Source organism: Enterobacter genomosp. O, from assembly GCF_001022965.1.
GTDB lineage: Bacteria > Pseudomonadota > Gammaproteobacteria > Enterobacterales > Enterobacteriaceae > Enterobacter > Enterobacter cloacae_L.
Genome location: NZ_LECZ01000027.1, coordinates 834,811 through 849,728, shown reverse-complemented (window position 1 = coordinate 849,728; position 14,918 = coordinate 834,811). Strand labels below are relative to the sequence as shown.

The following is a 14,918-nucleotide window of genomic DNA, read 5'->3' as shown; positions in this document are numbered from 1 at the left end:
GCACGCTAAATTACGAAAAGAACAAAAAAAGCAGAGGATTCGTCTGAAATGCGATTCTGGTTTCTCCTGATGGCAGCACTCTTTCTTGCGGGATGCAGCAGCCATCGTGCCCCGCCGCCTAACCCACGGCTTTCAGATTCGATCACCGTCATCGCCAGCCTGAACGATCAGCTGAGCAACTGGCGCGGTACGCCCTATCGCTACGGCGGCATGAGCCGGGGTGGTGTGGATTGCTCCGGCTTTGTTCTGATGACGTTTCGCGACAAGTTTGATTTACAGCTTCCGCGCGAAACGCGCAAGCAGGCTGAAATCGGCACTGAAATTGATAAAGACGATCTTCTGCCAGGGGACCTGGTTTTCTTTAAAACCGGATCGGGTGAAAGCGGTCTTCATGTGGGGATATATGATACAGATAATCAGTTTATTCATGCCTCAACCAGCCGCGGCGTGATGCGCTCTTCTCTTGATAATGTTTACTGGCGTAAAAATTTCTGGCAGGCACGACGTATATAGTCTGCGCCGGACACATCTCTTATGACGGCATGGTAACTAATAAATCATGCCGTTTTTCTCAAATAAGATGATTAAAGTTAAATTTGCCTAAATTAGCGAAGTCCGCATGTGACTGTTTTATCTAAAACTGGCTATTATTCTGTAACCAGGATAAGATCTATTTTAGATTCAGGGATAAATCTGAAAATTAATACGGAACTAATGAAATTAATCTTATTAAAATCAAGACAGTGGAATTGTGTCGGCAATTGCTCCAGGATGTCCTCTCTCATCTTTAATGCGGGGCGAGTGCAATGATTATTACGCTAGATAATGCTTACCAGTCTGAACTGCTGCTTCTGCCTGCCCGTAATAGTGCAGGTGAGCTTAAAGGTTTAGAAATTCTGGTTAACTTTACTGGCGTCGGCAGCGATGTGAGGATCCCCACTGAGCTCGTTATCCCAAGGCTTTCAGCAGCCGAAGAGTTAGAACTGTTTAACGAAAAACTGCAATTGCTTGATACCTGCAAACTGTTTTTTATTCAGCATCAGTTAATTGCATGGATCAATATTACACCCGTAATTGTTGAGTTTTTATTAAGTAATGGGAACGCTGTTTCAATCCTTGAGCGTTATCCGTTTCTTGAGTTTACTGTTAATGAGAACTATCCAGGTTTAAATAACGGAAAGGACGATCTGCAGCTAGCGAGAATGGCGATCCATTTCCCGTTGGTTCTGGCAAACTTTGGCGCAGGCGCTGCATCGCTCAAAGCGGTCTATGACGGATTATTTAAACGGGTCATTCTCGATAAAGGTTTCATTCAGCAGCGTGCCCCGGAGCTCTCTTTTGAGCCATTTATGCGCGCCATCCTCTGGCAAATCACGCCGCACTGCCAGTCGGTGATCGTCTCCGGCATTGACGATCACGGCCTGTTGCAGCGCGTTCTGTCCTTCAATTTTGGCGCAATGCAGGGGGCGCTCTGGCCTGCCGTCTCGGCCGAACACGTCACTACGCTGGTTCAGCAGCGATAACCCTTGCTTTCGCCCGTGTTTAAGTCCGGGTAAACCCTCTACACTAAAAGCAGGAGGACTTATGACCCTGTCTTTTACTGCTCACTGGCATGACGAGTTGCCTGGCTTTTACACCGCACTCAAACCAACACCGTTACAAAATTCACGCCTTATCTGGCATAACGACCGGCTGGCAGTTGAGCTGGCTATTCCGCCTGAGCTGTTTCAGCCTTCAGCGGGCGCTGGCGTCTGGGGAGGCGAAACGCTGCTCGCCGGTATGCAACCTCTGGCGCAGGTCTATAGCGGACATCAGTTTGGCGTCTGGGCGGGGCAACTGGGCGACGGCAGGGGGATCCTGCTCGGCGAACAGCAGCTTTCCAACGGGGAAACGGTTGACTGGCACCTGAAAGGCGCCGGACTGACCCCCTATTCGCGAATGGGCGATGGGCGCGCGGTGCTGCGTTCAACGATTCGCGAATGTCTGGGATCTGAAGCGATGCATGCGCTGGGTATCCCCACCACCCGCGCGCTGTCGATTGTTACCAGCGATACGCCGGTTGCGCGCGAAACGATGGAAAAAGGGGCAATGCTGATGCGCATTGCGCAAAGCCATTTGCGCTTCGGTCATTTCGAGCACTTTTACTATCGCCGCGAGCCGGACAAGGTTCGCCAGCTTGCGGACTTTGCCATTCGTCACCACTGGGCACATTTGCAGGACGAGGCGGATAAATACGTTCTCTGGTTCAGGGATGTGGTGGCCCGTACCGCCACCCTGATTGCCCGCTGGCAAACGGTAGGCTTCGCCCATGGCGTCATGAATACGGACAATATGTCGATCCTCGGGCTGACCTTTGACTACGGTCCGTTTGGTTTCCTCGATGATTATCAGCCTGGGTACATCTGCAACCACTCCGACTACCAGGGGCGTTACAGCTTTGACAACCAGCCGGCGGTCGGCCTGTGGAACCTGCAGCGACTTGCGCAAACCCTGTCGCCGTTTATCGACGTGGATGCCCTGAACGATGCCCTCGACAGCTATCAGGACATTTTGCTGAGGGAATATGGCACGCTGATGCGCAACAAGCTCGGGCTGGTGACGCAGGAGAGGGGCGATAACGATATTCTCAACGGCCTGTTTGCTCTGATGGCGCGTGAGGGCAGCGATTACACCCGAACCTTCCGAATGCTGGGCCAGACGGAGCAGCACAGCGCGGCCTCGCCGCTGCGCGACGAGTTTATTGACAGGCAGGCGTTTGACGACTGGTTTGCTCAGTACCGCGCGCGGCTGCAGCAGGAGCAGGTGGATGACGCTACCCGCCAGACGCAGATGAACGCCACTAACCCGGCGATGGTATTGCGCAACTGGCTGGCGCAGCGGGCGATTGAGCAGGCAGAGCAGGGCGAATACGACGAATTGCACCGCCTGCACGTGGCGTTACGCACGCCGTTTGCCGACCGGGATGATGACTACGTCAGCCGCCCGCCCGACTGGGGCAAGCGGCTGGAGGTCAGCTGCTCGAGCTAACCCTGTTTGCCGGGTAGCGGCTTCGCTTACCCGGCCGACAAATCACTGCGCAACCCAGCCGCCGTCCATATTCCACGCGGCGCCGCGTACGTTCACGGCGCTGTCGCTGCACAAAAACAGCGTCAGTTCGCCCAGCTGTTCCGGGGTGACAAATTCCCCGGAAGGCTGTTTCTCCCCCAGAAGCTGGTCGCGCGCCAGATCCGGCGCGGCGCCATCCGCAATGCGTTTGTCGATTTGCTGTTGCACCAGCGGCGTCAGTACCCAGCCGGGGCAGAGCGCATTTGCGGTAATACCGGTGCGGGCGGTTTCCAACGCCAGCGACTTGGTAAAGCCCACCACGCCATGCTTGGCGGCCACGTAGGCTGACTTCTCTTTTGAGGCCACCAGCCCGTGAACCGAGGCGATATTGATGATTCGCCCCCAGTTTTTCTCCCGCATGGCAGGCAGCGCCAGCCGGCTGGTGTGAAATACCGCTGAAAGGTTAATGGCGATAATGTCGTTCCACTTCTCTACCGGAAATGCATCAACCGGGGCCACGTGCTGTATGCCCGCGTTGTTGACCAGGATGTCCACGCCGCCGAACTGCGTATCGGCGTAGCGCAACAGGGCTTCAATCTGCAGGACATCGCGCAGATCCGCATCGTGATAGCCCGGTTTGTTGCCCAGTTGCGCAATCTCAGCGCGCGCCGATTCGCTGTCGCCGAAACCGTTAAGGATCACCTGTGCCCCGGCTTTCGCCAGCACGCGGGCGATCCCCAGGCCAATACCGCTCGTTGAGCCGGTCACCAGTGCGGTTTTACCGTTCAGATTCATTTTTTCTCCTTACACAATGCCGGTCAGATAGAACGCGGCAATGACAAAAAGCACTGCCAGACTTTTAATGATCGTGATAGCGAAAATGCCGCCGTAGGCCTGCCGATGGCTCAGGCCGGTGATCGCCAGCAGGGTAATCACCGCGCCGTTATGGGGAAGGGTATCCATCCCCCCGCTTGCCATGGAGGCCACGCGGTGCAGCACCTCAAGAGGGATATTGGCTGCGTGGGCGGCGGCGACAAACGTGTCGGCCATGGCCGCGAGGGCAATGCTCATCCCGCCGGACGCCGAGCCGGTGATCCCCGCCAGAACGGTCACGCTGATGGCCTCATTGAGCAGCGGATTCGGGATCGCCGCCAGCGCTTTGGATAACACCAGAAAACCGGGCAGGGCGGCGATAACCGCGCCAAAACCGTATTCCGAGGCGGTGTTCATTGCGGCCAGAATGGCACCGCTGACCGCCGTGCGGCTGCCTTCTGCCAGGCGTCCGCGGATATTGCGAAAGCCAAAAATCAGCACCAGCACGATACCGGAGATCAGCGCCGCTTCCACCGCCCAGATGGCGGTGATCTTGCTCACCTCGGTCACAATCGGCTTCGCCAGCCCGGGCAGGGTAAGCTCGTGGCTTGTGCCGTACCAGCCGGGGATCCAGCGGGTAAACAGCAGGTTGAGGATCCCCACCAGCAGCAGAGGGGAGATGGCAATCAGCGGGTGAGGGAGGTTAATGTTGTCCGGCGTTTCCGGTTCATTTTTCAGATCCGTCCCGTAACCCTCGTTGTTATTAAACGCCTTACGACGCTGGCGTTCCAGCCAGAGCAGGCCAAAACAGATAATAAACAGCGAGCCGATGAGCCCCAGCCACGGCGCGGCCCAGGCGTTAGTGCCGAAGAAGCTGGTGGGAATAATGTTCTGGATCTGCGGCGTGCCGGGCAGGGCGTCCATGGTAAACGAGAATGCCCCGAGCGCCACGGTGGCCGGGATCAGCCGTTTAGGGATGCCGCTCTGGCGGAACAGCTCGGCGGCAAACGGATACACCGCAAATGCCACCACAAACAGCGACACGCCGCCGTAGGTTAACAGCGCGCACACGAGGACAATCACCGGGATCGCGTGGCGACGCCCGAGGATCTGAATCGCCGCGGCGACGATGGACCGTGAGAAACCGGAGAGTTCAATCAGCTTGCCAAACACCGCGCCCAGCAGGAACACCGGGAAGTAGAGCTTGACGAAGCCCACCATTTTTTCCATAAACAGGCCGGTGAACGTCGGGCCGACGGCGCCCGGCTCGGTCAGCAGCACGGCGCCGAGCGCCGCAATCGGCGCAAATAAAATCACGCTATATCCGCGATAGGCCGCCAGCATCAGCAGTGCCAGCGCCCCCAGGGCAATTAACACACTCATTACGACTCCTTACTCTTGTTATATTCGGGTACTAACGAGATGTTTAACGCTCGACGGTCAGGGCGATGCCTTGCCCGCCGCCTACGCACAGGGTGACGAGCCCTTTTTTGACGTCACGGCGCTGCATTTCGTGCAGCAGCGTTACGAGGATGCGGCAGCCGGATGCGCCAATCGGATGACCGAGGGCAATCGCGCCGCCGTTGACGTTCACCTTGCGCTCATCCCAGCCGAGCTGCTTGCCCACCGCCAGCGCCTGTGCGGCAAAGGCTTCATTGGCTTCAATAAGGTCCACGTCATCCAGCGTCCAGCCCGCCCGCGCCAGCGCCGTCCGACAGGCGCTGACCGGACCGATGCCCATCACCGACGGGTCAACGCCCGTCACGGCATAACTCACGATGCGCCCGAGGATCGGCAGCCCGCTCTCCCGGGCGCGTTCCTCGCTCATCAGCAGCACCGCAGCGGCACCGTCGTTGAGCGTCGAGGCGTTGCCCGCCGTGACCGTGCCTTCCTCGTGCAAAAAGGCGGGGCGCAGCTGCGCAAGCTGCCCGGCGGTGGTCCCTGGCCGGGGCTGCTCATCACAGCTGACAACCTGCGGCGGCTTTTTGCCCTGCTTCACCGTCACCGGCGCTATCTCGGCGTCAAACCGACCGGACTCAATGGCGGACGCCGCTTTTTGCTGCGATCGGGCGGCGAAGGCGTCCTGCTGCTCGCGGGAAATGCCGTACTGTCGGGCAACGTTTTCAGCGGTGATGCCCATGTGGTAATCGTTGAACGCGTCCCACAGACCGTCCGTAATCATGCTGTCCTGCAGGCCCGTATGGCCAAAACGTAATCCTGACCGCGCCCCGTCCAGCAGATAGGGGGCGTTGCTCATGCTCTCCTGACCGCCTGCGATAACCACGTCGGCGTCACCGCAGCGGATCGCCTGCGCGGCGAGCTGCACCGCTTTTAAGCCTGCGCCGCACACCAGATTGACCGTTGTCGCCGGCGTGGTGACGGGTAATCCGGCGGCTATAGCCGTCTGGCGCGCCGGGTTTTGCCCGCATCCCGCCGTCAGCACCTGACCGAAAATCACCTCGTCTATCTTCTCAGCGCTAAGACCGCTGTTCTCAAGCAGGCGACGGACCGCTGCGGCACCCAGCTCAACGGCAGAGAGAGGCGCGAGCGATCCGCGAAAACTGCCGACAGGGGTACGCGTTGCCCCGACAATCATGACCTGTTTCATGTAGAGCCCTCAGCTGAAGCGCATTTCGCGAACGTCGTCCGCCACAATGATTTTCCCGGCCGTTTTTGCCACGATGTCGTCGATGCTGACGCCGGGGGCGTATTCCCGCAGAATGAACGCGCCGTTCTCGATCTCGAGCAGCGCCAGGTCGGTTAACACCCGGCGGATGCAGCCCACGCCCGTGAGCGGCAGCGTGCAGCGCGGGAGCAGCTTTGACTCACCGCTTTTTGAGGCGTGGGTCATCACCACGATGATGTTCTGCGCCCCGGCGACGAGATCCATCGCGCCGCCCATCCCTTTCACCATTTTTCCGGGGATCATCCACGAGGCGATGCTGCCCTCGACGTCCACTTCAAAGGCGCCGAGCACGGTCAGGTCGACGTGGCCGCCGCGGATCATGGCAAACGACTGGGCCGAGTCGAAAATGGCGGCGCCTGTCCGTGCGGTCACGGTCTGTTTACCGGCGTTAATCATGTCGGCGTCGAGGCTCTGCTCATCGGGAAACGCGCCCATCCCCAGCAGACCGTTTTCCGACTGGAGCATCACGTCCATCCCGTCCGGAATGTAGTTCGCCACCAGGGTAGGGATGCCGATCCCCAGGTTGACGTAGTAACCGTCGCGCAGCTCCCGGGCGACGCGCATGGCCATTTGTTCACGGGTTAACATCGTCACACTCCTTCCGCGCGCAGCGTGCGCTGCTCAATGCGTTTTTCAAACTGGCCGACGATCAGCCTGTCGACGTAAATTCCCGGGGTATGAATGGCCGACGGGGGCAGCTCCCCCGGCGGAACAATCTCTTCTACTTCCACAACCGTTATCCGGCCCGCCGTTGCCATCAGCGGGTTAAAGTTTTGCGCGGTATGTCGGTAGATAACGTTGCCGTACCAGTCCGCCTTCCAGCCTTTGATGAGCGCAAAATCACCCGTAATGGCCTCTTCGAGGACGTAATGTTTACCCGCAAACTGGCGCACCTCTTTGCCTGCGGCCACGGGCGTGCCGTAGCCGGTCGCGGTGTAAAAGGCGGGGATCCCGGCGCCGCCCGCGCGCACCTTTTCGGCCAGCGTCCCCTGTGGCGTGAGTTCAACCTCCAGCTCGCCGCTCAGCACCTGCTGCTCGAACAGCGCGTTCTCGCCGACGTAAGAGGCCACCACCTTACGGACCTGCCGGGTCTCAAGCAGGATCCCGAGGCCGAAGCCATCCACGCCGCAGTTGTTTGATACCACCGTCAGACCCTGCACCTGACGGCGTCTGACCTCGGCAATCAGGTTCTCAGGAATACCGCACAGGCCGAAGCCGCCCGCCAGCAAGGTCATCCCGTCCGTCAGCCCATCCAGCGCCTGCGCATAGCTGCCGACGCGCTTATCCAGTCCTGCCATAGTTACCCCTCCCGTTAGCCGTGCCGGTATCATTAGGGGTGGCGACTCATTTGTTAATTTTGAATTTGTGACCCACTCATTTGGTTTTTTTATTAATTTCCTGTTAACTAAATTTTTTCAATTAGTTAACAGGATGAGAAATGAGAATGAGTGTCAAACAGTTACGCGCGTTTTTAGCGGTAGCTCACACTCTGAACTTCGCGCACGCCAGCGAACGGCTGAATCTCTCTCAGCCGGCACTCAGCCTGACGATAAAAGCGCTGGAGGATGCTCTCGGCGGACCGCTGCTGCAGCGCAGCACGCGCAAGGTCGCTCTGACGCAGGAGGGCGAGACCTTTTTGCCGATGGCGCGGCAGCTGCTGGCTGACTGGGATAATGTCGAAGAGGCGATGCACCAGTGCTTTACCCTGCAGCGCGGCAAAATCTCGGTCGCAGCCATGCCGTCGTTTGCCGCGAATGTCTTACCCGAGGTGCTAAAAGCGTTTCGCGACCGTCACGCCGGGATCAACGTCACCGTGCATGACGTCATTAACGAGCAGGTCATCGAGATGGTGCGGGAAGGGCGCGTGGAGATGGGCATCGCGTTTGAGCCTGCGCCAACGCACAACCTGCTGTTTACCCCGCTGGGCCTCGACAGGTTTGTTGCCATTGTGCCAAAAGATTCCCCGCTTGCGGGCAAGAAGCGCCTGGCATGGGAAGAGCTGCTGACGCTGGATTTCATCACCCTGCAGCGCCCTTCAGCGGTGCGTCTGATGATGGAAGAGGAGCTGGCGCGAAGCGGCAGAAAGCTGGACGTCGCGCTGGAGAGCCATCAGCTGGTGACGGTTGGGCGAATGGTCGCAAGCGGGCTGGGCGGCAGCGCCGTGCCGGCGCTGTGCGAGACCCAGATGGCATCGCTGGGGGCGGTTTGTATTCCGCTGGACAGCCCGCCGATTGAAAAGTGTATCGGGGTGATCCACCCGGGGCACACGCAGCTCTCTAAAGCGGCCCATGCCCTGCTGGAAACGCTGAAGGATTTTTACCAGCCCGGTCAGGGGGCGAGAAACACCTGCGGCGCGGCGTGAGCCGGATGTCTGCCTACGTGGACCTGCGCGCCGTACCAGCGCGCCAGCGTATCGGCCTGCAAAACGGTTTCCGGTTCCCCCTGGGAGACTATTTTTCCGCCGTGCAGCAGCAGGATGCGATCCGCCCACAGCGCGGCCAGATTAAGGTCGTGCAGGACCGCACACACGTGCAGATGTCCCCGACGGGTCAGGGATTTCAGCAGGCGCAGCAGATGCTGCTGGTGGTAGAGATCCAGCGCGGAGGTGGGTTCATCAAGGAACAGCCAGCCGCGCGGCGCGCCGTCGCACCAGAGCTGAGCCAGCGCGCGGGCGAGCTGAATGCGCTGCTGCTCGCCGCCGGAAAGCGCCGCAAACCGCCTGCCCGCCAGCGGTAAACAGCCGGTAACGGCCATTACCTCCTCAATAACCGACGCTTCAGGCGTGCGGGTCCAGGGCGCGCGACCCATACCGACGACCGCTTCAACCGGCCAGTCGAATCCGAGCTGCGTGTTCTGGCGCATCACTGCCCGGTAGCGGGAGAGCGCATCAGGCTGCCAGGCCGCAAGCGGCGTGCCCGCCAGGCTGCACCGTCCCGCTGCCGGTTTAAGATAGCCGGTAAGCAGCCGCAATAGCGTTGATTTCCCGGCGCCGTTGGGGCCAATTAACGCCACCAGCTCGCCCTGAGATAAGGTCAGCGACACGTCGTTAATCAGTGTCCGCTGCCCGACGCGAAAAACAAGGTTTTCTGCACCATAGCGTTCAGCCATGCGCACCTCCGCGACGAAAGATAAGCCACAGGAAACCCGGCGCGCCGAGAAGGCTGGTCAATAAGCCAACCGGCATTTCCGCCGGGGCAACCAGGCTGCGCGCCAGCGTATCGGCAACCAGCAGGAGCAACGCGCCGGCCAGCACCGAGCCGGGGAGCGCGGCGCGGTGGTCGGCCCCCAGCCACATGCGCACCAGGTGCGGCACTACCAGGCCAACAAAGCCGATAACGCCGCTGACCGCCACGGCGGCGGCCACCAGCAGGGCGCTGCACAGTAAAAGGATCCGCTGCACGGTAGCTACGTCCACGCCGAGGTAGTGCGCCTCTTCATCGCCCAGCTGCAGCAAATTGAGGGCGCCTGCCAGACGCCAGATAACGAGCGCGGTAGGCACCATCAGCGACGCGACGGCCAGCAGCGTTGACCACTGCGCCTGGCCGAGGCTGCCCATTCCCCAGAGCGAAAGCTGGCGAAGCTGGGCATCGTTGCTGAGCCATGACAGCACGCCGACGGCCGCGCCGCACAGGGCGTTGATGGCAATGCCGACCAGCAGCAGGCGCGACAGGGAAGCGTCATGCTGCCGGCTGAGCAGGAAAATCACGAGGGTGGCGGCCAGCGCGCCGAGAAACGCCGCCAGCATTGGGGCATACAGCATCACCAGCGCGGGCAGCGAGAGCGGAAGCACCACCCACAGCGCGACGGCAAGTGCCGCGCCGCTGCTGATGCCGAGCAGGCCCGGGTCCGCCAGCGGGTTGCGGAACAACCCCTGCATCACGCAGCCCGCCAGCGCCAGTGAACCGCCAATTGCCAGCGCCAGCAGCACGCGGGGCAGGCGGATCGTAAGCCAGATCTGACGCAGCGCCTCGTCGCTGTTGTCCCACAGCAGGCTGACCGGCAGGCGTAATGCCCCAACCCCGGTCGCGGCGAGCGTCATGACGGTCAGGATCGCGGTCAGCATCCATAACGATAAGGCAATCCGCCGGGACATCAGGGCAGCTGCTCCGCTTTACTGCGCAGCTGCTGGATGGCCTGTGGCGTTCGCACGCTAAATCCCAGCAGCGCCATATCGTCAATCGCCAGCACCTGCCGGTTCCGTCCTGCCGGGGTTTGCGCCAGGCCGGGCAGCTTCCACAGATTCGCTTCACCGCCCAGGGCGTTGATCCCGTCCTGCGAAATCACCACCAGATCGGGCTGGCTGGCGATCGTGCCCTCCTGCGACAGCGGCTGATAGCGGGTGAAACCCTGCATCGCGTTCTGCAGGCCCGCCGCACGGATGGCCGCATCCGCGCCGGTCTGTTGCCCGGCTGCCATGGCGGTCATCCCGCCGTGGTTGAGAATAAACAGCACCCGCTTGTTGAGCGGCGACGCGGGAAGCGCCGACAGCGCCTGACGCAGCGTGTTGCGCAGAACTTCCCCCTCGGCCTCGCGGTGCGTCGCTTCAGCGACGATCCGCACCTTTTCGTCAATGACGCTCAGGTCGTTTCCGGCGGGAATGGCGATCACCCTGACGTGGCTTTGCTCAACCTGCTTAAGCGCCAGAGACGGCTGCGCCTGGGCGCTGGCCAGCACCAGCGTGGGCCGCATGGATAAGATCCCTTCCGCATTGAGCTGGCGCAGATAGCCCACGTCCGGCAGCGCGTTCGCCGCCGGCGGCCACTGGCTGGTGCTGTCGCGCGCCACCAGCGAAGACGCCGCGCCGAGGGCGTAGACAATCTCGGTGACGTCGCCGCCGAGCGTAACGATTTTCTCCTGCGGCGCTGCAAACGCCAGCAGGGGCAGGGCGCTGAGCAGGGCAAGCCAACGCTTCATGCGGCCAGCCCTTTCGCCGTTAAGGCGTCAATCTGGCTGCGCCACTGGCTCTGCTCCGGCTCGCCTTCGGTACGCTGGCCGTACAGCTGGGCGATTTGCGTCCCGTCGGCGGCAAACAGCTCCAGGCTGGTGACATGCCCGTCAGCCGTCGGCTTGCGCGTAACCCACGTTTCCGCAATGGATCCTTCAAGCAGATGCAGGGTAAAGGTTGGGTTAAAGATATTCAGCCAGCCTTTCATCGGCACCAGCTTTTCCACCGCGCCGGTGAAGATCTGCACGCAGCCGCGGTTGCCGACGAAAACCATGATTTCGTTTCCGTCCCGGCGGGCCGCTTCCAGCAGCTGCGCCAGTGCGGCGTTATCGACCCGGCAGGCCAGATCGTCACCCACCAGGCGAAACGCCTGCTGGCGGCTGAGATTGTGGCGCTTCAGCAGGCCGAAGAACTGGTGCACGTCGGTCATGGCGCGCCACTCTGCGTCTACAATTTCGGCTTGCGCGTTCTCTGCGTGAGCCGGGACATCGGCCACCTTCAGCGCCAGCGGTGGATTATCGGCAAAGATAAAGCGGGTCAGCACGTCGCCCCAGGCGGAAACGTCGGTGTTATCCGTGGCGTAGACCTTCAGCAGGGCATCGCCCTGGTGGTCGAAGAACTGAATGCTCTGCCGCTCGCCGCGGGCGGTGGCTTCACTGATATGAAACGCGCTTGCCCACTGGTTGAGGAACAGGCGCAGATCCAGCGCGCGCGGGTTCAGCACCAGCCCGGCGTGGCCGTTCAGGTGCTGGTTGGTGAAGCTTCCTACCTGCTCGTGCACGGCGTATTCGTTGCGGCAGATACATTTGGTTTCGCCCACCGCTTCCAGCGCGGCCAGGATCTCGCGGATTTCACCGCGCAGTCGCCAGGCGTCGTGGCCCACGCGGGCAAAGGCCAGCTCTGCTTCGCTGATGTTCATTAAGCCGGCGATGTCGCGCGCGTACTTACCGGGGTTGTCTTCTTTTAGCTCAAGCCAGCGCGTGTAGTGATTCATTGTTTTCATCCTTCTGAATAGTTGCCCCGACGGGAGTTACCACTGATAGCTTACGAAAATCTTGCCGTTACGGCCGTCCTGCGGAATGCCCTGAGGGGACCAGTACTCTTTGTCAAAGGCGTTGCCGAGCACCAGCGTGGTGGTCACGCCTTTCAGCTTCTCCTGGCCCTTATAGCTGACGTAGAAGTCGTTAACCGCATAGCCCGGCTGTTTGCTGTAGCTGCTGCTGATGTGCGTTGAGCGATCGACAAAGGTGCCAATCCAGCCGACGGAAAAACCGCTTTGCGCCACCGGAACGTCCAGCTTGCTGGTGACGGTATCCGGGTTGATGCTGGAGATATACTCGCCCGTATCGGTGTCTTTCCCGCGCGTGCGGTTATAGGCCAGGTCGAGGTTGAAGAGGTCGGCCGAGTATTTCGCCATCATGTCCCAGCCCCAGATTTTGGCGTTCGGGACGTTATAGGACATGGTGGTCGCCGCCGCAAAATCGACGGTGGTGGAGATGTAGTCTTTGGCTTTGGTGTCGAAATAGCTGGCTTTGAACTCCAGCGCATCGTTGGCAAGCATCAGATCGTCAAAGCGCAGGCCAAAACCAAACTCCTGCGTTTCGTTGGTTTCCGGGCGCAGGTTCGGGTTTGGCACCCAGTAGTTGGTATAGAAGCTGCCGATGGAGAAGTGTTTGGCGTCGTTATACATCTCGCCCATGGTGGGCGCGCGGAACGCCTGCGCGTAAGAGCCAAACAGCATCAGCCAGTCGGTCGGGCTGACGGTTAACCCGGCGCGGGATGACCATTTATCGGCATCCACATCGTCGTAGCCGTTGCTGCTGCCGCGATAGTTGTCATAGCGCGTGCCGCCAAGAAGAGTGACGGGAAGGTCGCGCAGGGTAATTTCATCCTGCAGCCAGCCTGAGCTGAAGTCGATCTTCGCCTCCGGGAAGCCGGTGGTCGCGCCGCCGGGGCGTTGTTCCTGACGGTAGTATTCCCCGCCGTAGGTCAGAAGGTGTGCTGCAAAGGTGTCGGTGAACAGGCGGGTGCGGTTTTCCACCTTGCCGCCTTTGGTCGTCTGCTTGCGAAACTCACCGCTGCCGTCGATGTTCTGGGCGTTAATGCGCGCTTCGGACCAGTAGACCTTCGCGTCGGCGTTCAGCCAGTCGTTTCCGGCCGGGGCGATGCTGTAGCCCAGCTGCGCGTCACGCTGAATGGTGGAGCGATCGGTCATCGGGTTACTGCTGTCCGCCCCGGAGGTTTGCGGGTTCTTCGGCTCCTGGGCGTCGTTGTTGTAGTAGCGCAGGGAGCCGCTCAGGGTCTGGGCCGGGTCAATCTTCCAGCTGCCTTTCGCCAGCATGTTATTAATGGATTCGTCGTTAGGCGCGGAGGCACCGTCGCTCTGGCGGATATCACCGCGATCCCGGCTGGACCAGGAGACCAGACCGTCCAGCGTATCGGTGCGGCCATAGGCGCTGGCCCCCATGCCAAGGCTACGATCGCCCGTCGCGCCGGTACCAAACATGCGGTATCCGCTGTTTTTACCCGGATCCAGCAGGTCTTTTGCATCGACGGTGTCATACGAAATCACGCCGCCCAGCGCGCCGCTGCCGTACAGCAGGGCCGACGGGCCGCGCACCACTTCGATACGTTTAATCAGCGCCGGGTCGAGGAAGGTGCTGTTCAGGTGGCCGGTATCGGTTCCCTGGCGCACGCCGTCAACCAGCACCAGCACGCCGCGACGGTCATAGCCGCGCAGGTTCACGTCCTGGCCGTTGGTGCGCCCGGTGCCGTCCAGCGTCAAACCAGGGACGTTGCGCAGCAGGTCGGCCGCCGAGCTGGCGGTCTGTTTCTCCGGCGCGCTGGCGTCAATCACGTTCACCATCATGGGGGCTTCAAAGGCGCTGCGGGCGTTGCCCGTGGCGGTCACGGTAATATCGTCTGTGGCAGCAAACGCGATGCCCGGCAGGGCGCTGACAATCGCCAGCGCCAGAAGTGACGGACGTAAAGACGCGGAAGGCAGGTGTGGCATAGCAACTCTCCATAAGAATTGAAAAGCGCTGGCTGCCTGGGGGTCACCTGGGTGGCTGGCGTATTTTTTTGGTTTATTTCGTGAGGATCAGTTTTCCGGCATGGGTCTGGCGCAGAAGATAGCGCTGGCCGCCATGCTCAATAATGACCCGCCCCTCATCGCCGAGCAGGGCTTTGCTGTCAATCCGACGCTCGGTGGGGGCTGGCGCTGTGTGTGTTTTTGCTGGCGTTGCCGCGCTGTTATCCGTACGTGACATAATGTTTATAAATAACAATCAATGTAACAATGATAATCATTATCAATAAACTGCAAATTCACGGCAAGCGTTTTTGTGAAAAAAGGGTGAGGGGATCAAATTTGGGGGGGAAGTGCGGTTGGATGCCCTCACCCCGACCCTCTCCCACAGGGAGAGGGAG

15 protein-coding genes are annotated in these 14,918 nt (G+C 60.3%); 4 read left to right on the top strand and 11 right to left on the bottom strand.

The window, feature by feature from the left end:
• Window positions 1–48 precede the first annotated feature (48 nt).
• The 3 genes from ABR39_RS22795 to selO all read left to right on the top strand — a co-directional run bounded on the left by ABR39_RS22795 (window position 49) and on the right by selO (window position 3,027).
• Window positions 49–513 carry an NlpC/P60 family protein gene (locus ABR39_RS22795; protein ID WP_008500650.1) on the top strand — a complete coding sequence of 155 codons (465 nt, stop codon included), beginning with the start codon at window positions 49–51 and terminating at the stop codon, window positions 511–513.
• 293 nt (window positions 514–806) lie between these two features.
• A complete protein-coding gene (locus ABR39_RS22790) occupies window positions 807–1,523 on the top strand; it encodes an EAL domain-containing protein (protein WP_047348861.1) in 717 nt (238 codons plus the stop codon).
• A 61-nt stretch (window positions 1,524–1,584) separates the two neighbouring features.
• Window positions 1,585–3,027, top strand: coding sequence for a protein adenylyltransferase SelO (gene selO / locus ABR39_RS22785; protein WP_047348860.1), 1,443 nt, complete (start codon window positions 1,585–1,587; stop codon window positions 3,025–3,027).
• A 42-nt stretch (window positions 3,028–3,069) separates the two neighbouring features.
• Here selO and ABR39_RS22780 read toward each other — a convergent pair whose 3' ends face one another.
• The 5 genes from ABR39_RS22780 to ABR39_RS22760 are packed head-to-tail and all read right to left on the bottom strand — an operon-like array spanning window position 3,070 to window position 7,842.
• Window positions 3,070–3,840, bottom strand: a complete 771-nt coding sequence (locus ABR39_RS22780) for a 3-hydroxybutyrate dehydrogenase (protein ID WP_047348859.1) — start codon at window positions 3,838–3,840, stop codon at window positions 3,070–3,072.
• Between the two features lie 9 nt (window positions 3,841–3,849).
• On the bottom strand, window positions 3,850–5,241 hold the full coding sequence (locus ABR39_RS22775; RefSeq protein WP_047348858.1) for a GntP family permease: 1,392 nt from the start codon (window positions 5,239–5,241) through the stop codon (window positions 3,850–3,852).
• A 43-nt stretch (window positions 5,242–5,284) separates the two neighbouring features.
• Window positions 5,285–6,466: an acetyl-CoA C-acetyltransferase gene (locus ABR39_RS22770; RefSeq protein ID WP_047348857.1), complete on the bottom strand. Its 1,182-nt coding sequence runs from the start codon at window positions 6,464–6,466 to the stop codon at window positions 5,285–5,287.
• A 9-nt stretch (window positions 6,467–6,475) separates the two neighbouring features.
• Window positions 6,476–7,132 carry a CoA transferase subunit B gene (locus ABR39_RS22765; protein WP_047348856.1) on the bottom strand — a complete coding sequence of 219 codons (657 nt, stop codon included), beginning with the start codon at window positions 7,130–7,132 and terminating at the stop codon, window positions 6,476–6,478.
• 2 nt (window positions 7,133–7,134) lie between these two features.
• Complete coding sequence (locus ABR39_RS22760) at window positions 7,135–7,842, bottom strand: CoA transferase subunit A (RefSeq protein ID WP_047348855.1); 708 nt, start codon at window positions 7,840–7,842, stop codon at window positions 7,135–7,137.
• A gap of 140 nt (window positions 7,843–7,982) precedes the next feature.
• On the opposite strand from ABR39_RS22760, the gene ABR39_RS22755 reads away from it, so the two are divergent.
• Window positions 7,983–8,906, top strand: a complete 924-nt coding sequence (locus tag ABR39_RS22755; protein ID WP_047348854.1) for a LysR family transcriptional regulator — start codon at window positions 7,983–7,985, stop codon at window positions 8,904–8,906.
• Here ABR39_RS22755 and ABR39_RS22750 read toward each other — a convergent pair.
• The 6 genes from ABR39_RS22750 to hemP form a co-directional block, all read right to left on the bottom strand.
• Window positions 8,873–9,652, bottom strand: coding sequence for a heme ABC transporter ATP-binding protein (locus ABR39_RS22750; protein WP_047348853.1), 780 nt, complete (start codon window positions 9,650–9,652; stop codon window positions 8,873–8,875). The two genes, ABR39_RS22755 and ABR39_RS22750, sit on opposite strands and share 34 nt — an antisense overlap.
• A complete protein-coding gene (locus ABR39_RS22745; RefSeq protein ID WP_047348852.1) occupies window positions 9,645–10,637 on the bottom strand; it encodes a FecCD family ABC transporter permease in 993 nt (330 codons plus the stop codon). The genes ABR39_RS22750 and ABR39_RS22745 overlap by 8 nt, the downstream gene beginning before the upstream one ends.
• On the bottom strand, window positions 10,637–11,458 hold the full coding sequence (locus ABR39_RS22740; protein WP_047348851.1) for a heme/hemin ABC transporter substrate-binding protein: 822 nt from the start codon (window positions 11,456–11,458) through the stop codon (window positions 10,637–10,639). Before ABR39_RS22740 ends, ABR39_RS22745 begins: the two co-directional genes overlap by 1 nt.
• Window positions 11,455–12,483 carry a hematinate-forming heme oxygenase ChuS gene (gene chuS, locus ABR39_RS22735; protein ID WP_047348850.1) on the bottom strand — a complete coding sequence of 343 codons (1,029 nt, stop codon included), beginning with the start codon at window positions 12,481–12,483 and terminating at the stop codon, window positions 11,455–11,457. The genes ABR39_RS22740 and chuS overlap by 4 nt, the downstream gene beginning before the upstream one ends.
• 36 nt (window positions 12,484–12,519) lie before the next feature.
• Window positions 12,520–14,502 (bottom strand): TonB-dependent hemoglobin/transferrin/lactoferrin family receptor, encoded by a 1,983-nt coding sequence (locus ABR39_RS22730; protein ID WP_047348849.1) that lies wholly within the window; start codon window positions 14,500–14,502, stop codon window positions 12,520–12,522.
• Window positions 14,503–14,575: 73 nt separating this feature from the next.
• Window positions 14,576–14,758 (bottom strand): hemin uptake protein HemP, encoded by a 183-nt coding sequence (gene hemP, locus ABR39_RS22725; protein WP_047348848.1) that lies wholly within the window; start codon window positions 14,756–14,758, stop codon window positions 14,576–14,578.
• Between the last annotated feature and the right edge of the window lie 160 nt (window positions 14,759–14,918).